24 protein-coding genes are annotated in these 24,135 nt (G+C 28.6%); 10 read left to right on the top strand and 14 right to left on the bottom strand.

Annotation, left to right across the window (positions count from 1 at the left end; all coding sequences use genetic code 11):
• Positions 1-11: 11 nt before the first annotated feature.
• Together N4A48_RS12800 and N4A48_RS12795 are read left to right on the top strand one after the other, a co-directional pair.
• Positions 12-221 carry a DUF1657 domain-containing protein gene (locus N4A48_RS12800; protein ID WP_293666576.1) on the top strand — a complete coding sequence of 70 codons (210 nt, stop codon included), beginning with the start codon at positions 12-14 and terminating at the stop codon, positions 219-221.
• A 217-nt stretch (positions 222-438) separates the two neighbouring features.
• The gene (locus N4A48_RS12795; protein WP_293666575.1) at positions 439-1,185 is read left to right on the top strand and encodes an SDR family oxidoreductase; all 747 of its coding nucleotides are present in this window, start codon (positions 439-441) and stop codon (positions 1,183-1,185) included.
• A gap of 52 nt (positions 1,186-1,237) precedes the next feature.
• Here N4A48_RS12795 and N4A48_RS12790 read toward each other — a convergent pair whose 3' ends face one another.
• Genes N4A48_RS12790 through N4A48_RS12780 form a run of 3 tightly spaced genes read right to left on the bottom strand, consistent with a single transcriptional unit; the run spans position 1,238 to position 4,068 of the window.
• Positions 1,238-2,011, bottom strand: a complete 774-nt coding sequence (locus N4A48_RS12790) for an ABC transporter ATP-binding protein (RefSeq protein ID WP_293666573.1) — start codon at positions 2,009-2,011, stop codon at positions 1,238-1,240.
• The gene (locus N4A48_RS12785) at positions 2,004-3,065 is read right to left on the bottom strand and encodes a FecCD family ABC transporter permease (RefSeq protein ID WP_293666571.1); all 1,062 of its coding nucleotides are present in this window, start codon (positions 3,063-3,065) and stop codon (positions 2,004-2,006) included. The genes N4A48_RS12790 and N4A48_RS12785 overlap by 8 nt, the downstream gene beginning before the upstream one ends.
• A gap of 4 nt (positions 3,066-3,069) precedes the next feature.
• Positions 3,070-4,068: an ABC transporter substrate-binding protein gene (locus N4A48_RS12780; protein ID WP_293666569.1), complete on the bottom strand. Its 999-nt coding sequence runs from the start codon at positions 4,066-4,068 to the stop codon at positions 3,070-3,072.
• Positions 4,069-4,324: 256 nt separating this feature from the next.
• Between N4A48_RS12780 and N4A48_RS12775 the strand changes: the two genes are divergently transcribed.
• From N4A48_RS12775 to N4A48_RS12755, 5 genes are read left to right on the top strand one after another with little or no spacing between them, the layout of a single operon-like run.
• Positions 4,325-4,798 (top strand): DUF4178 domain-containing protein, encoded by a 474-nt coding sequence (locus tag N4A48_RS12775; protein ID WP_293666567.1) that lies wholly within the window; start codon positions 4,325-4,327, stop codon positions 4,796-4,798.
• A 52-nt stretch (positions 4,799-4,850) separates the two neighbouring features.
• Entirely contained in the window at positions 4,851-5,483 is a 633-nt protein-coding gene (locus tag N4A48_RS12770) for a hypothetical protein (protein WP_293666565.1), read from the top strand.
• 38 nt (positions 5,484-5,521) lie between these two features.
• Positions 5,522-5,728: a DUF350 domain-containing protein gene (locus N4A48_RS12765; RefSeq protein ID WP_293666563.1), complete on the top strand. Its 207-nt coding sequence runs from the start codon at positions 5,522-5,524 to the stop codon at positions 5,726-5,728.
• 22 nt (positions 5,729-5,750) lie between these two features.
• Positions 5,751-5,945, top strand: coding sequence for a DUF350 domain-containing protein (locus tag N4A48_RS12760; RefSeq protein WP_293666562.1), 195 nt, complete (start codon positions 5,751-5,753; stop codon positions 5,943-5,945).
• Positions 5,946-5,960: 15 nt separating this feature from the next.
• Positions 5,961-7,511, top strand: coding sequence for a polyamine aminopropyltransferase (locus N4A48_RS12755; RefSeq protein WP_293666561.1), 1,551 nt, complete (start codon positions 5,961-5,963; stop codon positions 7,509-7,511).
• A gap of 88 nt (positions 7,512-7,599) precedes the next feature.
• On the opposite strand, the gene N4A48_RS12750 is transcribed toward N4A48_RS12755, so the two are convergent.
• The 4 genes from N4A48_RS12750 to N4A48_RS12735 form a co-directional block, all read right to left on the bottom strand.
• A complete protein-coding gene (locus tag N4A48_RS12750; RefSeq protein WP_293666560.1) occupies positions 7,600-8,235 on the bottom strand; it encodes a PspA/IM30 family protein in 636 nt (211 codons plus the stop codon).
• 155 nt (positions 8,236-8,390) lie between these two features.
• Positions 8,391-9,542, bottom strand: coding sequence for a copper amine oxidase N-terminal domain-containing protein (locus N4A48_RS12745; RefSeq protein ID WP_293666558.1), 1,152 nt, complete (start codon positions 9,540-9,542; stop codon positions 8,391-8,393).
• Positions 9,543-9,654: 112 nt separating this feature from the next.
• Complete coding sequence (locus tag N4A48_RS12740) at positions 9,655-10,632, bottom strand: ABC transporter ATP-binding protein (protein WP_293666556.1); 978 nt, start codon at positions 10,630-10,632, stop codon at positions 9,655-9,657.
• Positions 10,633-10,647: 15 nt separating this feature from the next.
• Positions 10,648-11,613 carry an ABC transporter ATP-binding protein gene (locus N4A48_RS12735; RefSeq protein ID WP_293666554.1) on the bottom strand — a complete coding sequence of 322 codons (966 nt, stop codon included), beginning with the start codon at positions 11,611-11,613 and terminating at the stop codon, positions 10,648-10,650.
• A gap of 235 nt (positions 11,614-11,848) precedes the next feature.
• Between N4A48_RS12735 and N4A48_RS12730 the strand changes: the two genes are divergently transcribed.
• The 3 genes from N4A48_RS12730 (at position 11,849) to N4A48_RS12720 (ending at position 15,288) form a co-directional block, all read left to right on the top strand.
• On the top strand, positions 11,849-13,429 hold the full coding sequence (locus tag N4A48_RS12730) for an ABC transporter substrate-binding protein (protein ID WP_293666552.1): 1,581 nt from the start codon (positions 11,849-11,851) through the stop codon (positions 13,427-13,429).
• Between the two features lie 63 nt (positions 13,430-13,492).
• Positions 13,493-14,446 (top strand): ABC transporter permease, encoded by a 954-nt coding sequence (locus tag N4A48_RS12725; RefSeq protein WP_293666550.1) that lies wholly within the window; start codon positions 13,493-13,495, stop codon positions 14,444-14,446.
• Between the two features lie 5 nt (positions 14,447-14,451).
• Complete coding sequence (locus tag N4A48_RS12720) at positions 14,452-15,288, top strand: ABC transporter permease (RefSeq protein ID WP_330665131.1); 837 nt, start codon at positions 14,452-14,454, stop codon at positions 15,286-15,288.
• 256 nt (positions 15,289-15,544) lie between these two features.
• Here N4A48_RS12720 and N4A48_RS12715 read toward each other — a convergent pair whose 3' ends face one another.
• The 7 genes from N4A48_RS12715 to N4A48_RS12685 all read right to left on the bottom strand — a co-directional run bounded on the left by N4A48_RS12715 (position 15,545) and on the right by N4A48_RS12685 (position 24,071).
• Positions 15,545-15,673, bottom strand: a complete 129-nt coding sequence (locus tag N4A48_RS12715; RefSeq protein ID WP_293666549.1) for a hypothetical protein — start codon at positions 15,671-15,673, stop codon at positions 15,545-15,547.
• A gap of 26 nt (positions 15,674-15,699) precedes the next feature.
• Positions 15,700-15,903 carry a hypothetical protein gene (locus N4A48_RS12710; RefSeq protein WP_293666548.1) on the bottom strand — a complete coding sequence of 68 codons (204 nt, stop codon included), beginning with the start codon at positions 15,901-15,903 and terminating at the stop codon, positions 15,700-15,702.
• 120 nt (positions 15,904-16,023) lie between these two features.
• On the bottom strand, positions 16,024-17,589 hold the full coding sequence (locus tag N4A48_RS12705) for a BCCT family transporter (protein ID WP_293666546.1): 1,566 nt from the start codon (positions 17,587-17,589) through the stop codon (positions 16,024-16,026).
• A gap of 35 nt (positions 17,590-17,624) precedes the next feature.
• The gene (locus tag N4A48_RS12700) at positions 17,625-18,743 is read right to left on the bottom strand and encodes a mandelate racemase/muconate lactonizing enzyme family protein (protein ID WP_293666544.1); all 1,119 of its coding nucleotides are present in this window, start codon (positions 18,741-18,743) and stop codon (positions 17,625-17,627) included.
• A 228-nt stretch (positions 18,744-18,971) separates the two neighbouring features.
• Positions 18,972-20,348, bottom strand: coding sequence for a sigma-54 interaction domain-containing protein (locus N4A48_RS12695; protein WP_293666542.1), 1,377 nt, complete (start codon positions 20,346-20,348; stop codon positions 18,972-18,974).
• Between the two features lie 197 nt (positions 20,349-20,545).
• Positions 20,546-22,291: an ABC transporter ATP-binding protein gene (locus N4A48_RS12690; protein WP_293666540.1), complete on the bottom strand. Its 1,746-nt coding sequence runs from the start codon at positions 22,289-22,291 to the stop codon at positions 20,546-20,548.
• Entirely contained in the window at positions 22,284-24,071 is a 1,788-nt protein-coding gene (locus tag N4A48_RS12685) for an ABC transporter ATP-binding protein (protein WP_293666539.1), read from the bottom strand. Before N4A48_RS12685 ends, N4A48_RS12690 begins: the two co-directional genes overlap by 8 nt.
• Positions 24,072-24,135: the final 64 nt, after the last annotated feature.

The following is a 24,135-nucleotide window of genomic DNA, read 5'->3' as shown; positions in this document are numbered from 1 at the left end:
GAGGCTTTTTAATGAGTACAATAAATAAATTAGAACAAGCATTAGCAGGAACTAAAGGTTTAGCATCACAATTTAAAACTTTTGCACTTGATACTGATGATCAAAATGCAAAACAAATGTTTAATCAGCTATCACAAACTGCTGAAGATATGGTACAACAACTTGAAGGCAGAGTTGAATATGTAAAAAATGAAGAACCTCAATATAGAGAAGAACAATAACAATGAAAACCACATTTCGATTTTGAAATGTGGTTTTATTGTTATATAGTATACTTTAGTATACTATATAACATAAAAGTGCATACTTCACATTCAAATAATAAGTATGTACAATTAAAGTGTATATAACGAAAATTATACTTATCCATAATTCGAAGATGATTATAATTTCATATTAAAAATATATATTAATAATGCACTTTAATAGGAGGAAATGATGTTTTATTCAGATAAAATAGTTTTAATAACAGGAGCAGCAAATGGTATAGGAAAAATAATAGCAAAAGAATACTGTAAAAAAGGAGCAAAGGTTATATTATCAGATATTGATCAAAAAAACGGTATGATTTTAGAAAAGGAATATAAAAACTTGGGATTTGATGCACACTTTTATAAAATAGATTTGAATAATGCCCAAAAAATAATTGATATGTTCAAATTTATCATAGATAAATATAAAAAAATCGATATTATTATTAATAATGCTGGAATAAGTAAATTTAAATCATTATATGAATTAACTATAGACGAATGGGATACTATTATAAACGTCAATTTAAGAAGTGCATTTATCACAGCTCAAGAATTTGCAAAATATAATAAAAACACTAATTATGGAAGAATAGTAAATATTGCTTCTACAAGATATATTATGTCTGAACCAAATTCTGAAGCTTATGCAGCTTCTAAGGGAGGGATAGTATCATTAACTCATGCTCTTGCAATTTCTTTAAGTGAAAATAATATTACAGTTAATTGTATAAGTCCTGGTTGGATTCAAAATAATAACTACAGCGAATTAGAAGATATAGACCATAAACAACATCCATCATTAAGAGTTGGAAAACCTGAAGATATAGCTAGAACATGTTTATTTTTAACTGATGAAAAAAATGATTTTATAAATGGTGAAAATATAATTATAGATGGTGGTATGACCAAAAAAATGATTTATGTAGATTAATTAAAATAAAGATATAGGTATTCCCTATATCCTTATTTTAAATCTCTATATACTAAATTTTATCAGAATAAAAAGATATCTGAACTTTATCAGTAAAAGGATTTTTAAACATATATGATTTAACTCCAAAAACCTCTTTAAACATATCTTCTGTTAGTATTTCTTCTGGTATTCCAAAACATTTTATTTTACCATTTTTCATAACATATATATAATCACAGTAATTAGCGGCAATATTAAAATCATGTATAGCTGCAAGAGTTGTTATTTGCAAAGATTTTATTATGTCCATTATTTGAAGCTGGTATTTTATATCCAAATGATTAGTAGGCTCATCAAGTACTATCATATTTGCATTTTGAGTCAATGCTCTTGCTATTAAAACCCTCTGCTTTTCCCCTCCAGATAAGCTTAAAAAACTTCTATTATAGAAATTTTCAAGTCCTACTCTTTCTAAAGAATCAAGAGCTAATTCTTCATCCTTTTTTGTATTAGCATCTAGCAAACCTTTATGAGCGTATCTACCCATTAATACTATTTCTTTAACGGTAAAATCAAATTGATGATTACTTTCTTGAAATACAACAGACATATTCCTTGCAATTTCCCTATTATTTAAATTTTGTATATTGACACCATTTAAATACACAACTCCTGTATCTGGCTTGTATAGTCTATATATATTTTTAAGAAATGTTGACTTTCCACATCCATTAGGACCAATAAGGCCAACAATCTTATTCTCCTTTACACATAAATCTATATTATCAATTATTTTTTTATCCTCTATAGAAAATTCTAAATCACAAACTTTTAAACTAGCCATTTTTTCCTCCAAAAGAATAGGAACTTCTTCTAATTAAAAACAAGAAAAAAGGTGCTCCTAAAAACGATGTAATTACTCCTATTGGAATTTCTTCCGGTCTTGCCATAATTCTAGCAAGAACATCTGCCCATATAAGTAATATTGACCCTACTAAAATAGATATTGTACTTACTTTTTTATGATCTGATCCCACTAAATTTCTAGCTATATGAGGTACAATAAGACCTACAAATCCTATAATACCTGTTATTGATACTAAAATACCTGTAAATACACTAGCTAAACACATGATTGTATTCTTTAAAAATTTTATATCTACACCTAAAGTTATTGCTGAGCTATCTCCTAATAGCAAGCTATTTAATCCTCTTGAAAATACAACTATAAATAAATAGCAAATAATAAGTACAAGAAAAGGTAATATTAGCTTATCCCATTTAGCTCCTCCTAAACTTCCTGTAGTCCAAAATATTGCTTCACGAACCTTTGAATAGTCTTGAGCTGTAAATATTATAAAGCTAGTTATACTTGAAAAAAGAGCTGCTATTGATACTCCTGTTAATACTAGGCGTGTAGAAGAAAAAGTACCATTTTGTCTAGCTAATACGAATACTATTAAACTTGTAAGAAGAGCCCCCATAAAGGCTGCTATTGATACACTATCTACTCCAAATACTCTAAAACTTCCAAATACTATCGCTATTACTGCTCCTGTAGATGCTCCAGATGATATTCCTAAAATATAAGGATCAGCTAAAGAATTCTTAGTTAAGGCTTGCATCATTATACCGCAAAGAGAAAGACCTGCCCCACCAATCATAGCCAATAAAGTTCTTGGTAATCTTAAGTTCAATACTATATTTTCTGTAGATTTTCTCCAAGTACATTTAAATACTTCTTTATATAATAGTTTATTGACTATAATTTTCCAAACCTCACCAAAATTAAGATTCACAGACCCTAAACTAATAGAAGCTATGAGTGATAATAAAAACCCTATAATCAATACCGAGCATAATATTACAAAATATCTTCTCTTATTAAAAATTCTCATATTACTAGAACTTTTCCGGATAAAAACCATTCGCTAATTTTTCTATAGCCTTTGCATTTCTTATACCCGGTGACATATCTGCAAGACTTATCTTTACAAATCTATTTTCTTTTACAGCTTCTAACTCTTTTAAAGCAGGATGGTTTTTAAGAAAGTTTAATTTTGTCTCATAATCTGTATCTCCATAATCAACAATTACTATTATAGCTGGATTTTTTTCAACTACTTCTTCCCAAGATACAGTTGCATATCCTTTTTTAATATCTTCAAATATATTTTTACCTTTTGCCTTCCTTATAATATCTCCACTTACACCTCCACCAGCTACAATAAAAGGTTCTTTCTCACCTGAATCGTATGCAAAAACTTTTACCATTTCTTCTTCTGATATGTTTCCTATCTTATCTTGAATTGATTTTATTTGTGATTTCATATTTAAAATTACTTTATTAGCTTTTTGCTCAACTCTAAATATATTTCCTAAATCTTCAAAATCTTGATAAACAGTTTCAAGAGAACCATTTCCTGATATCGATTTAGCTAAAAATGGTTTTATTCCATTTTCTATCATTTCATCAGCTGAAGCTACTCTTTTTTCATCAAACGCAGATGTCCATCCTGATACAAAATCAGGTTCTACAGAAAATAACTTTTCCTTAGATGGATATTTATCAGAAAGTACAGGTATTTTTTCATAAGCATCTTTAAACTCAGGATAAATCTCATTATCCATAAAAGCAGTTCCCACCATTCTATCTTCAAGATTTAATGCTAAAAGCATTTCTGTCATAAATTGGGACATTGTAACAGCTCTTTTAGGAGCTTCTTCAAATGTAACCTCATAGTTATTACCATAAATTTCATAATCAAATTTTACTAACTCTCCTTGTTTCATTTTTTCATTATTTTGTACTGTATTATTTTCATTTTTTACATCTGTGCTTTTGCATCCAGTAAATGCTAATGATAAAATTAATACTAGTACTACATACAATTTTTTCATTTGTTATCCCCCTTATTTTTAAATGTCATTACATTTATCACATTTCACAAACCATATAATATAATAAATGTTTATATTAAGTATTTTAACAAACGTATTTATTATTATCAATAAATAATTGATTATGTTTAGTATTTTGTTGTTTTTATATGTAGATAAATATATAATTCTAAATATACCTTATTATTAATGTTGGGAGATGATTAAAATAGGCATATTTAATAGACTTAAACGATTGATTACGGCCAATAAAAATATGAATAATATACCGCAAGATACAAGAAATTTACTGAATATACATGTGGGAGATATTGTAAGTATTGATGAACTCGATTATGAGGTTCAAGGTTTGATTAAGTATAATGATCACGGTTGGAGATGGACTGAATATAAACTAAAAGATGGTAGAAAAACTTATTGGTTGAGTATAGAACAAGATGATGATATTGAAATAAGCTTATATGAAGAAGTCGTTGCAATTACTAGCACAGCTCTTAAAGTATATACTTATAAAAATATTAAATATTATATGCAAGAAGGTAGTGATGCAATTGTAGAGGATCTACAAGGTAATATTAATGCTATAAAAGGAGAACAAGTAGATTATTATGAATACAGTGATGAAGACGATGAAAATCTTCTTTGCATTGAAATTTGGAATGGTGAAATAGAAATGAGTATAGGTAGATGGATTGAAGACTATAACATTGAAATATATCCTCGTAGTTAAACTGTATCTGAATTAAGTTTTGCTTTATTAAAATAGAAAGGAGGTATAACAAATGAATAGAAATCACATTAAATATATTTTTATTGTAGCTATATTTTTAATAGCAATATCAATATTTTTATACCCTTCATCAATAGCAAAAACAATTGAAAAAGACTCTAAATTTAATTATTTTACAAGCATAACAGGAAAGTATAATTCATCTGAAAAAGCAAATATTTATACAACAAATATGAGTGTACATGATACAGCCTTATATATAATTGCTAAAAAAAATCCAGACTATTATACTGACTTAGACAATAAAGAATCTATACAACTTACATATGATGATTACTATATATTGATATATAAGGGTGAAGATTTAAAAACTTATGTTCAAATTTCTTCAAGAAAGTATATTCACCAAAACGGTTATCACAGCTTATATAGGCCTTATCGTAGAAATATAATAGTATTTTATGATGACTCTTATAGATTAAATGGTTATTATAAGGCTGATAGCAAACGTTATAGCGGAGGATATTATAAAAGCACTCAATTTCAAAATGAGAATAAGATTAGAACAGACAGTGACTATTCAAATAAAATAAAAACTGGTTCTTCTCCTAACTCTAAATCAGTACGTTCAGGAAGTACTAAGTCAAGATCATCTCTTGGCGGAGGTATAAGTTTTGGAAAATAATTTTAATTTAATATAATTATTAGAAAGGAGTTTGTTATATGAACATACTAGTTAATGAATATGTTGCTACTATTTTTTATGCTGTTTTAGCATTAGTACTTATGTTTGTAGGATATAAATTTTTTGATTTAATAACTCCCTACGATTTCGCTGAAGAAATCAAAGAAAAAAATCCTGCTATTGGAGCTGTAATTGCTGGTATATTTATTGCTACAGCAATAATAATTAAAGCAGCGATTTCTTAAAATAAAGAAGGAGGTTAATTTTATGAACCCTATTATTTCTAGTATTATTTATTTTGTAATAGGTATGATTTTTTGTGCAATAGGCTATAAGGTATTTGATATAATTACACCTTTTGATTTAAATCATGAAATTGATAATCATAATTTAGCAGCAGGATTATCTGTTGCTGGTATATTTATAGCCGTATCTATTGTTGTTAGTGCTGCTATTATATAATTTTGGAGGTCTTTTATGAACGATAATGCTGATTATAATAAACATAACAATTGTGAACAAATAAATGCTTCACCTCTATTATTTGCAGTATTCATAATAGCTATTTGTGGGATAGTTTACGAGCTTATTATTGGTGCTATCAGTTCATATTTATTAGGCGATAGCGTTAAGCAGTATTCAATTACAATAGGTTTATTTATGAGCGCTATGGGAATTGGATCTTATGCTACTAAACGCCTTCGCCATAACCTTTTTGATTTTTTTGTTGCCATTGAATTATCTATAGGTCTATTTGGAGGGCTATCTGCAATAATACTTTTTGCTTCCTATGCTTTTACCCAAATATATTATTTAGTTATGTATTCAACTATTATCATTATTGGTATATTAGTTGGTTTAGAAATCCCTATTATAACAAGGATTATTGAAGAAAAGCAGAGTAATTTACGTATCACAATTGCTAATGTTTTAAGTTTTGACTATATTGGTGCTCTATTGGGATCATTGTTTTTTCCTCTTATACTACTTCCCAACCTTGGTCAAATAAAAACAGCTTTTCTAATAGGCTTTATAAATATTGTTGTAGCTAATCTAATTATTTATAAATACAAAGATTTTATCAAAAATATAAAAATTATGAAAACCCTTGCCATATTATTTGCTATATTAATAGGTATGGGATTTATCATGGGAGATTATGCTTCTAATTTCATTGAAGATAACATCTATAGAGATAAAATTATATATCGTAAGCAGACAAAATATCAAAAAATGGTTGTAACAAAACATCGTGATGATTTGAGATTATTTTTAAACGGTAATATTCAATTTAGTTCATTTGATGAATATAGATATCACGAAGCTCTAATTCATCCTGCAATGAGTCTTGCAAAAGAGACTAAAGAAATATTGATATTAGGAGGTGGTGATGGTCTGGCAGCAAGAGAAATACTTAAGTACGATGAGGTTGAGAATATTGTGCTAGTTGATTTAGATCCAGAAGTTATTTCCTTTTGTCGCACCAATCCTCTTATAAAAAAGTTAAATAACAATTCTTTAAAAAATAATAAAGTACATGTTGTCAATCAAGATGCTTTTAAATATCTAGAAAATACTAGTCAAAAATTCGATGTGATAATTGTGGACTTGCCAGACCCAAACAATGAATCTTTAAATAAGCTATACACTAATATTTTTTATAGACTTATCTATCAACATATAAACGAAGGCGGAATGCTTGCAATTCAATCTACTAGCCCTTATTACGCAAGTGAATCCTATTGGTGTATAAGAAAAACAGTTCAATCAGAAGGTTTTTTTACATCTGGATATCATTTAAATGTACCTTCTTTTGGCGATTGGGGTTTTACACTTGCGTCAAATAATAGCTTTTCAAAAGAAAATATAGACATTACAGTACCTACTCGATACTTAAATAAAGATATAGTTCAATCATTATTTTCCTTTGCTAAAGACTTACAACCCGCTCAAAAAAAAATAGAAATTAATACTCTAACCAACCCTATTCTACTACAATATTATCAAAAGGCTTGGGATAGCTATTAACTGTACATACTATTTAGGCACAATTCAATTATAAGGCTAAAGGTGTCCAATTTACATCTATAGCCTTATATCTATATATTAAATATTTTTATGTATCTAATTTTTTCTTCAAATCTTCCAATTCATCTATTATTTTCTTATCCTTCTCCTTTATTTCATTAAGATCTGCTTGAGCCATAGCTTTACTTTCAGCTATGTCGGCTTTATGATTAATATTATTAAACATATAGCATACACTATTATCATTTAGACTTGATATTGTTTCTTGTATAAGCTTTTGTGCTTCTGCTCTTTCCATCCTAGCCGCTAAAAGATTTTTTTTATCTTTTATTTCTTCAATTTTATTACTTAATTCTCTTAAGCTAGCTTTAATTTTATCAATCTCACTTTTTCGCAATTCCCATTGATTTCTGTATTTTTTAGCTAATTTCTCGCATTCTTTCTTTCGAATAAGAGCTTGAATTGCAATTTCATCATCCCCTCTTTGTACAGCTACTTTTACTTTTTTTTCCCATTGTTCACATTTAGCTTCTTGTTCTTGTAATTCTTTCTTTATTTTCTTTTCATAAACTATCGATGATGCAACTTGCGTCTTTGCTTTATTATATTGATCAGTCATATCAATAATCAGTTGATTAAGCATTTTCTCTGGGTCTTCAGCTTTTGAAATTAAGCTATTAGCCTTCGCTTTTATAATAGTATTTAAACGATTTAAAATTCCCATAATTTAATTCCTCCATATTTATCCTCTTGCTAATACTATCTATTATTTAATTATATACAAAATACCCTATAAGAGTAAGCTTTTTTATTATCTACTCTTATAGGGTATCTCTTTAATATTTTTATATTTACACTCTTGTCAATGTAACTTACTTATTAATTTGCTTCTACTTCATTATTCTCTACTTCTTCACTTTCTACTTCAGTTTCTATTTCTGTTTCTAATTCTTTTTCAATATCTTCTTCAGTAATAGTCTCATCTATAGTTTCAGATCCTTCTTCTTCTATCTCAATTGATTCTTCTTCTGAATCCCATTTAACTTTAAGACCTAAATTTTCAGCTACAAATCTTACTGGAATAACAGTTCTTCCATTCATTATTTCAGCTTTTGAGTCAAGTTCAACTTCTTTTCCATCTACTATAGCTACATTACTATCTATTTTTAATACTATATTCTTACCATCTTTTGTTATAGTAACTTCATTGGTTTCTCCATCCCATGAAATATCAGCTTTTAATCCCTCAGCTATACCTCTTACTGGAAGTAGAGTTCTTCCTTCCTTAACAACTGGTGGAGTATCAAATTTAAAATTCATTTTCTTTGAAATTATATTTTGTACAGGTAAAACTCTCATATTTGGGTATTCTTCTTTTAATGTCTTAATTCTTTCCTCTATTTTAATAAGTTCTTCTTTATCATAAGCTTCTTTAGCTGCTTCTTTTAAAGCTTTTATTTGTTCTCTTCTCTCTTTTTTTACTTCTTGTTTTAGCTTTTTTCTCATATCTTCTTTCATTTTTTGAATCATTTTTTTTCTTATTTTTTCTTTAATTGCTTCTTTTTCCTCTTCTCTTAACTCTTGTTTTATTTCTTTCTTTAATTCTTCTTGCATTTCTTTTTTTATTTCTTCAACCATTTCTTTTTTTATCTTTTCATTTATTTCTTTTTTTACTTCTTCTCTTGTTTTTATTCTTTCTCTTACTTTTTTAATCATTTCAGGCTTAGTTTTTTCTTTTATTTCTTTTTCAAGGCTATTCTTTACTTCTATTTTCATTTTATCCTTCATTTCATTTTCATATTTTAACTTTTCTTGCATTTCTTTTTTCATTCTATCTTTCATTTCATATTCGTATTTTAACTTTTCTTGCATTTCTTTTTTCATTTTTTCTTTTGTATCTTGTCTAGCACTTACCTTCTTAACATTAACATTTCCATTAGTTGAACCTTGTTTATTATTCTCCATAGCAAAAGAACTAGTTGGAAGCATTAGTACTCCTGCTAAAATTAAAGTTACTATTCTTTTATGCATTCTGTCTTACTCCTTCCTTTTGTCATTTTTATAATTCAATGTTCTATCTAATTATCGGTGTATAAACACAATATTTTAATAAATATGGTAATGTTTAATAATTGTAATTTTTTCAATAAAATAAATGGCAGCTAACTACATGACCTGATGATACTTCCTTCATTTTAGGTTTTGTTTTAGAGCATTTTTCTGATACATATTTACATCTTGTTCTAAATCTACATCCTGGTGGTGGATTTAATGGACTTGGAATATCTCCTGTTATTATATACTTCTCCCTTGATAAAGCTATATCTGGATCAGGTATTGGAATTGAAGATAACAAAGCTTTTGTATATGGATGAAGAGGATTAGTATATAGTTCATCACTTGTAGCTATTTCAACTATTTCACCCAAATACATAACTCCTATTCTATCAGAAATATGTCTAACCATTGATAAATCATGAGCTATAAATAAGTATGTAAGCCCAAACTCATCTTGAAATTCTTCTAGCATATTTATAATTTGTGCTTGTATAGATACATCTAATGCTGAAATAGGCTCATCACATAAAACAAATTCTGGTTTAACCACTAAGGCTCTAGCTATTCCAACACGCTGTCTTTGACCTCCACTAAACTCATGTGGATATCTATTAGCTTGGCTTTTATTTAATCCAACCTTATGTAAAATATCATATACTAATTCATCCTTTTCCTTTAGTCCAATATTTTTAAAAGTGCTTAAAGGTTCACTGATAATCTCTTTAATAGGCATATGTGGATTTAATGATGCAAAAGGATCTTGAAGTATTATCTGCATTCTTTTTCTGAATGGCTTCAGCTTTTTCTCATTTAATTTGCCTATTTCTGTACCATCAAAATATATTTCTCCATCAGTGGGATCATATAATCTCATTATTGTTCTTCCTGTTGTTGATTTCCCACATCCTGATTCCCCTACCAAACCAAAAGTTTCTCCTTTGTTAATATGAAAACTTATATCATCAACTGCTTTAAGGTGCTGCTTTACTTTACCAAGTACATTATTCTTAACCCAAAAATACTTTTTTAGATTTTTAACTTCTATTAAAGGCTCACTACTCATATTATTCTCTCCTTTTTATGCTTTCCAGCACATTACCTTGTGATTTTCATGTATGTTTTTGTAAGATGGACATTTTTCAGTACATATTTTTTCTGAATATGAACACCTATCAGAAAAAGGACATCCATCGTGAGGATTTAACAAATTGAATGGTACTCCTTTTATAGGTATTAATTTCTGATTTTTGCCTTGTTCTAATCTAGGTATTGATTTTAAAAGACTTTTTGTATATGGATGTTTTGGATTATAAAAAATATCCCTTGTACTTCCTTCTTCCATAATCATTCCTCCATACATAACTATAACTTTAGAACATAACTCAGCTACAATTCCTAAATCATGTGTAATAAGAATTATTGATGTATTAGTTTTTCTATTTAAATTCCTCATAAGGTCTAGTATTTGAGCTTGAATAGTCACATCCAATGCTGTAGTTGGTTCATCTGCTATTAATAAATCTGGCTCACAACTTAATGCCATAGCTATCATAGCTCTTTGCCTCATACCACCACTAAATTCATGTGAATAACAATCAATTCTCTTTTCAGGAGATGGTATACCAACTAAGGACAACATTTCAATCGATTTTTTCCTAGCAAGTTTTTTGTTTAATTTTTTATGTTTTCTCAAAACATCAATCATTTGTTCCCCAATAGTATATACAGGATTTAACGATGTCATAGGATCTTGAAATATCATAGCAATATCATTTCCTCTTATATTCATAATCTCTTTATTAGACTTTTCTAAAAGACTCTTTCCTTTAAAAATAATATCTCCACTCTTAATCTTACCTGGCTCTTTTATTAATCTCATTATTGACATTGAAGTAACACTTTTACCGCTTCCAGATTCTCCTACTATGCCAATAATTTCTCCTTCATTTAAACTAAAGTTTACTTTTCTTACCGCTTTAATTTCTCCTTCTTTAGTAAAAAATGAAGTTTCTAAATCTCTAATTTTTAATAATTGTTCTGACATTAGTTCACCTCTATACTTTATTGTGTAGTATTCAAAATTACTTAATATTATAGATTTTCACCCAATAAAAATCCATTGTTTTATGTATAGATTTTTTCAATGAAAACTCTATACCTTATTGTTTTTTTTTATCATAATATATTTTTTTATATATAAAATGCTTTTATGATATAATTTCACATTATAATACATTTTTTGTATTTTTGTTATTAAATTTATTAATAGGAGGAATATTATGTTCAGAAAAAAACTTTTAGCTTTACTTTTATGCATGTTAATAATAATTACTTCCGTTGGTTGTGGTAGTACTAAAGACAATGCAGATGCTAATACTGATTCAACTAACCAAGAATCTACAGAAAACAATACAATGGTAATTGGTGTTAGAGATGACTCTAGAGTAATACATCCTTTATACGGTGATGATAGAACTACATTAACACTTATAAACAATATTTTTTCAACTTTATTTGATGTTAACGGCGAAAATATTGAATATAATCTAGCTGAAAAGGTTGAAAGAAGTGATGATTATTTAGAATATACTTTAAAACTTAAAGATAACTTAAAATGGCATGATGATAAAAAAATAACTTCTGATGATATTATATTTTCATTAGAAACTATATTAGATGAAAAACAAGCAAGTCTTAGTAGAGACAATTTTGTTACTTCATCTGGTCCAGTTAAATTTGAGAAAGTAGATGATTTAACAGTTAAATTAACTTTACCTGAAGTTGACATATCTTTTTTAGGAAAAATAGGAGATTTAAGAATATTCCCTAAGCATATATATGGAGGAATTGAAAATATACAAACAAGTGATGTAAATCAAACTCCTATCGGATCTGGTCCTTATAAATGGGACTCTAGAAAATCTGGTGAAAGTATTACATTAACTCGCTTTGATGACTACTTTAAAGGACAGCCTCATTTAGAAAAAATTATTTACAGAGTTTTACCTGATTCAAATACATCTACAGCAGCCTTTAAGAATAAAGAGATTGATGTGAAATATATTTATCCAGAAGATGTTGATACATTTAAAAAAGATGGTGCTAAGATTCTTGCATTTGATGAAGATAGAGTTGGATACATCTTCATGAATCAAAATAATGAAGCTTTAAAGAACAAAGAAATTAGACAAGCTATATGTTATGCTATTGATAGACTTGAATTGTTAAAAGCTCGATATATTTCTACTGAATATGCTCATCCAGCAAAAACGTTTTTAGCTGAAAAAGCTTTATATTTAAATGATGAAGTTAATGATTATGCTTATAATCCTGAAAAATCAAAAGAATTAATAAAAAATAGTGGATTGAAAAATATTAAATTCAATTTAGCTTTTATTGGAAAAAATGATACTGAAGGTCTATTAATTCAAAAATATTTGAATGACGTTGGTATTGAAGTTGAATTAAAACCAATGGATGCTGGAGCTTTCTTTAATGCACTATATAGCCCTGATACAAATGATGTATTTGATTTAGCTTTAAACGGATACATTTATGGTAAAGATCCTTCTGATTATGCTCAAGTATTTAAAACAGATAGCCCTAATAATTTATTAAAATATAGCAATCCTGAAATTGATAAATTATGGGATAATGCTGCTACAGAAATAGATTCTTCTAAAAGAGAATTGATTTATAAGGATATACAAAAGAAAATAATGGATGATGCTCCTATATTCCCAATATCATATGGATATGCTATTGTAGTCGTAAATCCTAAGTTTGAAGGATTAGAAGATGCAAAACCAGCTCCAATTCATATGTTTGATGATTTATCAAAAATATATATATCAAAGTAGATAAAAAGCGGCAATGCCGCTTTTTATTATTTAAATTTATAATGTTAAAGGATGATATTTATTATGGTTAAATATATATTCAAGCGAACTATTCAGTCAATTCCAATGCTTATAATTATTTCAATTATTTCGTTTTGTCTTATGCAAATGGCTCCTGGTGATCCTTCTGCTGCTTATATAACACCCAAAATGAATGCAGAGCAAATTCAAATAATAAAAGAAAGACTTGGTTTAAACGCCCCAATTCACATTCAATATATGAAGTGGATTAAAAATGTTTTAAAAGGTGATTTAGGATTCTCCTTAATAGACTTTCGTCCTGTATCTACAATACTTATAGAAAGAATTCCTGCAACATTATCTCTTATGGGAACGTCTTTATTAATTTCTCTTATTTTATCTATTCCTATAGGATTATTTACAGGATTTAAGAAAAATACATTAATAGATAATATAATAAGTACAGTTTCCTTTATAGGTATTTCTATTCCTAGCTTTTGGTTTGGAATAATTTTAATATACATATTTTCATTAAAACTTCATCTCTTACCAAGCGTTGGTATGCATACAGTCGGAAAAGAAAACTCATTGTTGGATATTTTTCAACACATGATTATGCCTTGTACTGTATTAAGTTTTTATAATATTTCTATTTATACAAGGTACATACGCTCTAGCACAATATCCGAGCTTAAGCAGAACTATGTAAGAACAGCATATGCTTATGGATTTTCTAACAAATTTATTATGATGAAATATGTTCTAAAAAATATTCTTCTTCCTATCATAACAATTTTTTGTATGAATCTTCCTAGTCTTCTTACTGGTGCTTTTGTAACCGAAACTGTTTTTGCATGGCCTGGTATGGGTAGACTTGGTGTAAATGCTATATTCAATTATGATTATCCTGTAATTATGTCAATTACTATGCTCACTTCTATACTTTTAATAGTTGGGAATCTACTTGCAGATATACTATATTCTATAATAGACCCTAGAATTTCGAATATGAGGTGATTTATTTGAGCAATTATTTATTTTTAAAATTAAAAAATGAAATCAAAAGTTCTAAATTAGGAAAAATATCAATATTAACAGTTTGTTTATTCTCTATTTTATCTATATTTGCTTTTTTATCTCCATATGACTCTAATGGAATAGACATGGCTAATAGATTACAACCCCCTAATCTATCACATTTCTTTGGTACTGATATTATGGGTAGAGATTATTTTACAAGAATATTATATGGAGGACGAATTTCTCTTAGTGTCGGTTTTCTTTCTATGATTATATCTACATCAATAGGCTCTTTTATTGGTTCTATATGTGGATATTACGAAGGAAATTTAGATTCTATTTTAATGCGTATTGTTGATATATTAACTTGTATCCCTAGTTTCTTTGTTATACTAGTTTTAAACGCCTATCTAAAACCTGGTATATCAACTATAATCTTTGTAATAGGCTGCTTAGGATGGATGCAAACAGCTAGATTAGTTCGTGCTCAAACACTTAGTGTAAAAAAGCAAGAATATGTATTATATGCAAAAACCTTAGGAATATCTTCTAGAAAAATAATTATCAAGCATATTATGCCTAATATTATGCCTACAATAATAACAGCATCTTCTATAAGTATTGCAAGTGCTATTTTAACAGAATCAGCATTAAGCTTTTTAGGTATGGGTATTAAATCTCCTAGTGCTTCTTGGGGAAGTATGCTCAGCAAATCACAGCAATATATTGAAGATGCATCATATTTATGTATTTTTCCAGGTATGTTTATTTTATTAACGGTATTAAGCTTTAATATTTTAGGAAACTTATTAAGAGAAAGTCTAGAACCAAAAAAATAAGCCTTAGCAAAGCTAAGGCTTTTAATTATAACCCATATTTCGCTACCAAACATATCCAAAATACTCATTGGTACCTTTTGTATAGTTTTGGAGTTAAAAACTTAAAGTTTAATGTATAAATTTATTATATAAATCTTTTTTAGTTGAATAAGTAAAATGAAATTAATCATATAGTTTTCTCAAGTTTTATTTTAAGTATACACATTTAGCTATATGTAAAACTTACCATTAATTACTTCTAGTTTACCCTATTTTATTAAGCTATTTCTTTGAAAGTATTTGTATATATACTTTCGTCAAACCCTGCCAATACTAGTAATCTTTTTAAATTATCACTAAGCCTACAAGTTCTTTCCCATACGCCTAAATCTGTATCATAAAACATTATTACTTGTATATTTTCTAAAGCTTCTAATATTGAAATTCCTGTGGGTGTATAGGTTTTTCTTTTCCCATTGATTTTATTGCATTTCCTGTTGAGATAATACGATTTTCTTGGTTCTGATTTATTTGATTGTCTATTCTTTGTACAAAATTTATTTTATCCAATATCGCAGAAAGTAATGGAAGAGCTCCATCTACATACATTTTAACTTTATGTGCTATATCATCCATGTATAAAACCTCCTCATTTGTGGAATTATTATTATATTTCCATTTAATAGGTGGATTTATTCAATTGTTAGTTATTATCTTGTTTTATTTGTATGGAATTTTATGGTTGCAAAATATGGGTTATAAATCATCTTTTTTTAACTTAAACTCTTCGGCTATTTCAATAGAATTTTTATTTGCATAATCTTCCATCATCCATTTCAACCATCCATGCAACATTACTATCATTATAAATACAAGGGGTACTGCTGTTGCAACAGCACATGTTTTAATTGTGTTTAGGTTTGCTCCTATCATAATCATTGTAAGAGGAACTAAAGCAAGCATTGCACACCAGAACAAACGATGTATCGGATGAGGTTCTTCATTATTTTTAAGTCCTGGAGTAGCTGTTGATGCCATTGTGAATGCTGCTCCATCTAATGTTGTAGCAAGGAAGAATATTGTTATTATCGCAAATAATATCAATAATATATTTCCACCTGGTAATGATTGTAACATCTCAACAATTGCCTCTTTATCAAGTCCATTGCTAAGCATATCCACTACAGGTATTACTGAAGAAACTTGTCTTTCCATTGCAAAACTTCCTAATATCCCAAAGAAGAAAAAGCATCCACAACTACCACTTACAAGAGTATTTATAATTACCGAACGAATTGTTCTACCCTTTGAAACCTTTGCTATGAATAAAGCCGTGAACGGTGCATACGCAATCCAATACAACCAATAGAATATTGTCCAAGATTCTGGAAATCCATTATTTTGTACTGGATCTGTATATAAGCTCATTCTTACAAAATTTTGTATCATTAATCCAAATGAGTTTACACAATTTTTCATAATGAATAAAGTTGGTCCCATAAGTAATATTAAAATACAGAACAAAATTGCAAGTTTTGTATTCCAATCAGCTAGCTTACTCATACCTTTTTGAATACCAATATATGAACTAAACGAATAAATAACTGAGATAATAACTATAAGAATTATATTCATAGTAAATGTTGGTGTCATTCCAATAACACTACAAATTACCTGTGTAACTAGAGGAACTGAAACTCCTAATGTTATACTTAATCCTCCAAAACAAGTAAATATAAATATAACGTCTATTATTCTTCCTAAAATACCATCAGCCTTAATTCCTGTCATAGAACTTACGACTGAGCTAAAGCTAAGTCCACCATTTTTTCTAACATAGAAATGATAACATACAGGTATAGCTGCTAGAGCATACAATGTCCATGCACTTACACCCCAATGAAACATAGTGTAAGTAACACTCATTTCATAAGCAAGAGTTGAACCTGGTTCTATTCCTATACCTGGTGTTCCAATATAATATGCCCATTCCATAAAGGCCCAATAAACTGTAGCAGCACCAAGTCCACAGCATATCATCATTGCTACCCATTTAAAAGTTGAGTATTCAGGCTTTTCTGTTCCGAGCCTTATACTACCGTATTTACTCAATGTAATTCCTATAAGAAGTAATATACCTAAAAATGTAAATAGTAATACTCCTGATCCAAATATATCTGTAAATAATCCAAATATCTTACTAGCAACATTTTGTGATGCCTCTGGCTTAAGTGCTAAAAAAGCAACTATGATTAAAACTAGAGCCATACTAATAGATATCAATAGCTTATCGTATTTTACACGTTTTTTTTCAATATTCATTAAACATTCCTCCTGTATAAAGTTTATTTTTATTTCTAGAATATTCTATATTTATTTATAACTTCTTCGTCAAGTTCTATTCCTAAACCAGGTCCATTAGGAACTTTAACAAAACCATCTTTAAAAGGTATTTTATTTTTTACCAAATCTTTAAAAAGTGGACTAGTGCTTTGAGAATACTCTATTAAATCTGTAGTCTCACATGCTGCTAAGAAATGTACTGTAGCAGCTATTAATATTCCTGTACTAAAGCCATGAGGAACTAATTTTACTCCATATTGTTTAGAAAGTTCATATATCTTCATAGATTCAGTTATACCTCCGCATCTAGTTACATCTGGCTGAACTAAATCCGGTTCTCCTATTTCTAAAAATTGAATGAACTCATGAGTTGTAGTTAATGTTTCTCCACCAGCAATCATAGGTTTTATAGAATTCACTAAATTTTTATATCCTATTAAATCATCTGATCCTATAGGCTCTTCAATCCAATTTAAATTTAAATCTTTAAGTCTTTCTGCCATATAAAGAGTATGTTCTGGTGTTTTCCATTTAGCGGCTAAATCAATTTGTAATTCAAATTCTTCGCCTGCTTCTTCTCTAACAGCTTTTATTATTTCATAATCAGTATCAGGGTCATCTCCTAAAATTCCTCCTCCGAACTTTAAGCTAGTAAACCCTTTATTTATTAAATCTTTTACTATTTTTTTATTTTCACCAGGTGTATCAGCCGGAATAAAAGTCCCATAAGCTCTTATCTTATCTCTATACTTTCCACCCAACAACTCATATACTGGTACATTATGATATTTTCCTGCAATATCCCAAAGTGCAATATCTATGGCACTAATTGCATGAATTCCAGCACCTCTTCTTCCTAAGTAATTAGACATGTTATACATTTTGTTCCATAATCTCTCAATATCTAAAGGATTCTCTCCTATTAAAATCTCTTTTAATCCAAAACATGCTAAATTTGAATTAGGTGTTTCTATAATACTTTTAACAACTAAAGGTGATGAATCCGTTTCTCCTATACCAACTATACCTTCATCTGTATGCACCTTTACAATAACTGCATCTTCTCCCCATACACATCTTGTTCCAATTTTAGGAACTCTTAAACATATCACTTCTATATCTGTTATTTTCATAAAACGTTTTCCTCCTTCATTTTAATAGATTTTAATGTCGACACTTATATATTAAGCAATTATTATGCCAAAATATGAATAGCTGTTTTTAACTACCTTTTCATCTTTTTTAATCTATATTTATATATATATATCGAGTTCATTTTAACTCATTTTTTTAAACTCCAATTACTGAAAATACTATAAATTTAGAATATACAAAAACGAGTTCAATCAAACTCTATGAGTTTAATCGAACTCGTTTTTTACATATTTTCTATATAGTTTCGAGGCTTTAGTTTGACTTATACCTAATTTTTCTCCAAGTTTTCGTGTAGATTTACATTCATTATATATTTTTTTTATAATTTCACCTTCATAATTTTCTAAAATTTCTTTCAAAGTCTGACCTTCCTTGATTAATTCGTCTATGCCATTATTATGTTTAGAGTTTACTGTGAGTTCATATAAATGCTTTGGTAAATTTATAGGCTTTATAACTACTTCTTTAGTAACTACTACAAGTCTCTCTATTATATGTGAAATTTCTCTTACATTGCCTTTCCATGAATAATTCATAAAAATTTCTTTTACTTCTTTAGATAATCTATGTGTCTTATTATATTTATGACAATATATATTCAAGAAATAATCACAGATTAATAATATATCTTCTTTTCTATCTCTTATAGATGGTATGTCTATTTCAAATACATTTAATCTATAATATAAGTCTTGTCTAAAGGTTCCCATTTCAACCATTTGCTCAAGATTTCTATTAGTTGCAGTAATTATCCTTACATCAACCTCTACAGGTTTTAGACTTCCTACAGGATAAAACTTTTTTTCCTGAATAAATTGTAATAATTTAGCCTGCATCTCATACGGTATCTCAGATATTTCATCTAAAAATAATGTACCTCCATGAGCTTGTGTTGCTAGTCCCTTTTTTCCATTAGACCTAGCACCTGTAAAACTCCCTTTTTCATATCCGTAAAGTTCTGATTCAAACAATGTATTACTAATGGCTGCACAGTTGATATGAACAAAAGGCTTCTCTTTTCTTTCACTATTCTCATGAATATATTTTCCTATTAAGGTCTTTCCTACTCCTGACTCTCCTGTTATTAAAATAGGGCAATCTAAATTTGTAATTTCATTTACTAAGCCTATAAGTTTTTTCATTTTTTCACTATTAAAAATAACTCTTTTTTCAACATTTTTCATATTTGTTGGAATAACATCTTCTAATAACTTATGAGTTTGAGTCGTTTCATCTAGTGTATCATCTCTAACACTCATAACAACATACTTAACTTCATTATTCTCATCAAAGATTGGTACTGCAATAGTAAGTAACTTTGCCCCTAAAACTGTTTCTTGTTTTTGTTGCACTGCTTTTTTAGTTCTATAAACATACGGAAGTACCGATGTAGACCAGTATTCATCTGAAAAATCATAAAAACTAAAATTTATCATATCCTCTTGAGATATTCCATAGTGTCTCTCACATGCTTTATTAATATATACAATATTATAATTATTATCATATATAAGAATCTCATCATATGCTTGATCTACAATACTTACAAATTCTTCAAAACTTATGTCGTTATTAATAATCATATTTTCCTCCTTTTAAAATATAATATTAAATACCTAATTGTTCATGAGAATTAAAATAAGTTTGATTTATCAGTGTCTAAGTATTTAGAGCTTTATCTATAAATAGCTTATTACAAAAATTACTTAAGCACAATAGATGTACCAAATCATCTTGAAAAAAATAAGACCTATTTTATATCAATAGGTCTTATTTTTTCCTAATCCAGTACCCAATCCTTACTTTTTACTTGTAGGTCTAACATTTTTTTGTACAATTTATTATTATCTATCAACTTACTGTGCTTTCCTTGCTCAACAACCTTGCCATTTTCTAAAACTACAATATTATCAGCACTTGCAATAGTTCTCATTCTATGAGCAATAACAATAACTGTTTTATCTTTTATAAGACGAGAAATGGCTTCTTGAATTAATGATTCATTCTCAATATCAAGTGAAGCTGTTGCTTCATCTAGAAGTACTACAGGTGCATCCTTTAAAAGGGCTCTAGCTATAGATAATCTCTGTCTTTCGCCTCCTGATAATGTACAACCATTCTCTCCTATAAGAGTTTGATATCCATTTTCCATTTGATTAATGAAAACATCACATCTTGCAGCCTTTGCAACTGCATAAACTTCCTCGTCTGTTGCATCTTTTTTCCCAATTCTTATATTTTCCATGACCGTATTATTAAAAAGCATTACATCTTGGAAAACAATCGAATACTGCTTCATCAAATCTTCTGGTTCAACTTCTTTAATATCTATACCTCCAAGAGTTATACTTCCTTTATCAATATCCCAAAAGCGTGAAGCTAATTTTGCTACTGTAGATTTTCCTCCACCTGATGGTCCAACAAGTGCTGTAACTTCTCCTTGTTTAGCTACGAATGATACCCCATTTAAAACAGATGTATCTTCATTATATGAAAATTTAACATTATTAAACTCAATATCCCATCCCTTATAATCACTACATTTATTTCCGCTTTGAATTTCATGATTTTCAATTAACTTCATTCTATTGACTTTAATTGAAGCACCGTATATGGCAGCTAGATTGATTAAAGCATTATTCAACGGATCAAATATCCTAGTTGCAACCATCATAAATACAATAAAAGTAAAAATATCCATTTCATTTTTTAATACTAAACTTACTCCCATAATCACAGATGTAGTTACTCCTATTTTTAAAACCATCTGAGCTGCTGTAATAAATATACCAGTAACAACCTCTGTTTTTATCGCCTGCTTTTCAAATGCAGTCAATTTTTCATCCATCATTTTCATATGTGCTTCAATCTGATTATTAGCCTTAATATCTTTAACATTATCAATACTTTCTTGAATCCCATCCGCATATACAAGTTGTATCGCTTTATTCTTCAAATTGAATCTTTCTTGAAATTTCTTTGTTAAAATCACTAGTAAAAACGATACTGGTATAACCCAGATTAACGAAAGAGCCATCTTTAAGTTAAAAAACAACAAGCTTACACTTACAATACATGTAGATGCTACAGCCCCAAATAATTGTGGTATAAAGTGTGAAAATGCAGTTTCTAGTCCAGCAGTATCAGTCATAATAGTAGTTGTTAAATCTGAAAGATCTTTCTTTCCAAAGAATGATAATGGCAATAATTTTAACTTTTCACCTAATCCTATACGTTTATTAGCACTTTCCTTATACGAAGCTATAAAGGTTGAATTATATTGTCTGTATATACAAATGTACAAAACAGTTAATATAACAGCACTGTATATAAAGTAACTTAATAAATTATACTCTGGAGTTTTACCCTCTAGTATTGGAATTATTGATTCTTTTAAAAACATATATAATATACCTACAGTTCCCATAATAGCTATATTCATCAAAAAGCAAGCTATAGATGCACTTGTTAAATCTTTTGCTCCTTGATCGCTTAAAGCAAAGGTTTTTTTAAATGTTTTAGTCATTATATACAACCTCCTTTAATTTCCATGAAGCAGCTTTTTCATACTCATTCCACATATCATTATATACACCTTTTTTATCAATCAACTCTTGATGCTTACCAGTTTCTACAAGTTCTCCACTTGATAAAACATGTATATTATCCGCATTTTTTATAGTTGAGAGTCTATGAGCTATAATAAGTACCGTTTTATTTTTTGTTAAAGCCTCAAGTGCCTTTTGTATTTTATACTCATTTTCAGGGTCTGCAAATGCAGTTGCTTCATCTAGTAAGATAATAGGGGCATCTTTTAAAATTGCCCTTGCAAGAGCTATTCTTTGTGCTTCTCCACCTGATAAGTACACACCTTTTGTACCAACTACAGTATCTAGCCCTTTTTCAAACTTATCAATAATATCCTTACAATGAGCACCCTCAATAGCCTTATTTACTTCATCTATTGTAGCATTTGGTCTACCTTTTTTTATATTTTCTAATATACTTGCTTTAAATAAGCGATTATTTTGAAATACAAATGATATATTGTCCATTAATTCATCTTCACTTATTTCTCTTATATCTACTCCTCCAATGGTAATTCTTCCTTTATTAACATCAAAGAATCTAGCAACTAATGCTGCTGTTGTTGATTTACCTCCTCCTGATGGTCCTACAAGTGCTGTTGTTGTTCCCTGCTTTATATTTATTGAAACATTTTTTAATGCCTTGTAGTTTGAATTCGGATAAGTAAAATCTACATTTTCAATACAAATATCAAAATTATCAATGTGTTTAGGTTGCTTAGTTTGAGGTAATGGCTTTTCATCTAACAAGTTATTGATTCTTTTAATTGAATCAGATGCTACAACTATTTCCTCACTTACCCACATTATTTTATTCATCATGTTAAAACAGATAGGTGTGAAGAATAAATAGAATATAAAATCTATAAGTAGCTCTTTATAAGATGAAGTCATTGTCATTAGAACTACTCCACCTAAAGCTAAAAATATAGGTATTGAATTGATTGTAACTGTATAGCAGCACATAGGATTTCTAAGTCGAATTGAATAATTAACTGCAAAATCTCTATACGTTACAATAGACTCATAAAATTTCTTAAATGAAAATATACTTTGTCCAAAAGTTTTAACAACAGGTATACCTCTTACATATTCAACTGCTTCATTATTCATCTTCTCCAAAGCACTTTGATAATTTTTCATTCCCTCCGCTTGACTTGGTCCTACCATTTGCATCAAGAATAAGATGCTAAATGCAATTGGAAGAATACTAATTATTCCTAATTTCCAATTAAATGTGAATAAAATAATAACAGTAGCAATAGGCGTTATAATCGCTCCAACCAAGTCTGGCAATTGATGAGCAAGATAAGTTTCTGTCAATCCAGCACTTTCATCAACTACTCTTCTAAGTTTACCACTTCCTGATGCATTGAAATATCCAAGCGGTAATCTCATAAGATGATTTAAACTCTTTATTCTCATATTCTTGGCAATCCTAAAAGCTGCAAAGTGTGTGCATAAAAGGGCTGCAAAATAAATAAGCATACTTAGAATAGAATATGCTAAAGACATCCATGCATAATAAGTTATATTACTAGCTGATGTTATATTTGGCCAGCTTTTAAAGATTTCTAAAACACAAAGCCATATACACACTATAGGAAAAATACTTATAACTGAACTTACTCCAGACAAAATCATACCCATTATAGTCAAATACTTATGTCTTCCTGCAAAAGCAAATAAATTTGATAATAAAGATTTTTTTTGATTCATTATTTCACCTCATTCAATTTTTTATATTTGATATAAATAATCATTATCGCTGTATTCCAAAAAA

The organism is Tepidibacter sp. (assembly GCF_025210165.1).
In the GTDB taxonomy this organism is placed as follows: domain Bacteria; phylum Bacillota; class Clostridia; order Peptostreptococcales; family Peptostreptococcaceae; genus Tepidibacter_A.
The sequence above is the reverse complement of the archived record's forward strand: the minus strand, read 5'-3'. Positions and strand labels throughout refer to the sequence as shown.

Excerpts from the sequence above, each read along its gene's own strand:
- N4A48_RS12800 (WP_293666576.1), top strand. The coding sequence starts at position 12 with ATGAGTACAATAAATAAATTAGAACAAGCATTAGCAGGAACTAAAGGT.
- N4A48_RS12795 (WP_293666575.1), top strand. The coding sequence starts at position 439 with ATGTTTTATTCAGATAAAATAGTTTTAATAACAGGAGCAGCAAATGGT.
- N4A48_RS12790 (WP_293666573.1), bottom strand. The coding sequence starts at position 2,011 with ATGGCTAGTTTAAAAGTTTGTGATTTAGAATTTTCTATAGAGGATAAA.
- N4A48_RS12785 (WP_293666571.1), bottom strand. The coding sequence starts at position 3,065 with ATGAGAATTTTTAATAAGAGAAGATATTTTGTAATATTATGCTCGGTA.
- N4A48_RS12780 (WP_293666569.1), bottom strand. The coding sequence starts at position 4,068 with ATGAAAAAATTGTATGTAGTACTAGTATTAATTTTATCATTAGCATTT.
- N4A48_RS12775 (WP_293666567.1), top strand. The coding sequence starts at position 4,325 with ATGAATAATATACCGCAAGATACAAGAAATTTACTGAATATACATGTG.
- N4A48_RS12770 (WP_293666565.1), top strand. The coding sequence starts at position 4,851 with ATGAATAGAAATCACATTAAATATATTTTTATTGTAGCTATATTTTTA.
- N4A48_RS12765 (WP_293666563.1), top strand. The coding sequence starts at position 5,522 with ATGAACATACTAGTTAATGAATATGTTGCTACTATTTTTTATGCTGTT.
- N4A48_RS12760 (WP_293666562.1), top strand. The coding sequence starts at position 5,751 with ATGAACCCTATTATTTCTAGTATTATTTATTTTGTAATAGGTATGATT.
- N4A48_RS12755 (WP_293666561.1), top strand. The coding sequence starts at position 5,961 with ATGAACGATAATGCTGATTATAATAAACATAACAATTGTGAACAAATA.
- N4A48_RS12750 (WP_293666560.1), bottom strand. The coding sequence starts at position 8,235 with ATGGGAATTTTAAATCGTTTAAATACTATTATAAAAGCGAAGGCTAAT.
- N4A48_RS12745 (WP_293666558.1), bottom strand. The coding sequence starts at position 9,542 with ATGCATAAAAGAATAGTAACTTTAATTTTAGCAGGAGTACTAATGCTT.
- N4A48_RS12740 (WP_293666556.1), bottom strand. The coding sequence starts at position 10,632 with ATGAGTAGTGAGCCTTTAATAGAAGTTAAAAATCTAAAAAAGTATTTT.
- N4A48_RS12735 (WP_293666554.1), bottom strand. The coding sequence starts at position 11,613 with ATGTCAGAACAATTATTAAAAATTAGAGATTTAGAAACTTCATTTTTT.
- N4A48_RS12730 (WP_293666552.1), top strand. The coding sequence starts at position 11,849 with ATGTTCAGAAAAAAACTTTTAGCTTTACTTTTATGCATGTTAATAATA.
- N4A48_RS12725 (WP_293666550.1), top strand. The coding sequence starts at position 13,493 with ATGGTTAAATATATATTCAAGCGAACTATTCAGTCAATTCCAATGCTT.
- N4A48_RS12715 (WP_293666549.1), bottom strand. The coding sequence starts at position 15,673 with ATGTTTTATGATACAGATTTAGGCGTATGGGAAAGAACTTGTAGGCTT.
- N4A48_RS12710 (WP_293666548.1), bottom strand. The coding sequence starts at position 15,903 with ATGGATGATATAGCACATAAAGTTAAAATGTATGTAGATGGAGCTCTT.
- N4A48_RS12705 (WP_293666546.1), bottom strand. The coding sequence starts at position 17,589 with ATGAATATTGAAAAAAAACGTGTAAAATACGATAAGCTATTGATATCT.
- N4A48_RS12700 (WP_293666544.1), bottom strand. The coding sequence starts at position 18,743 with ATGAAAATAACAGATATAGAAGTGATATGTTTAAGAGTTCCTAAAATT.
- N4A48_RS12695 (WP_293666542.1), bottom strand. The coding sequence starts at position 20,348 with ATGATTATTAATAACGACATAAGTTTTGAAGAATTTGTAAGTATTGTA.
- N4A48_RS12690 (WP_293666540.1), bottom strand. The coding sequence starts at position 22,291 with ATGACTAAAACATTTAAAAAAACCTTTGCTTTAAGCGATCAAGGAGCA.
- N4A48_RS12685 (WP_293666539.1), bottom strand. The coding sequence starts at position 24,071 with ATGAATCAAAAAAAATCTTTATTATCAAATTTATTTGCTTTTGCAGGA.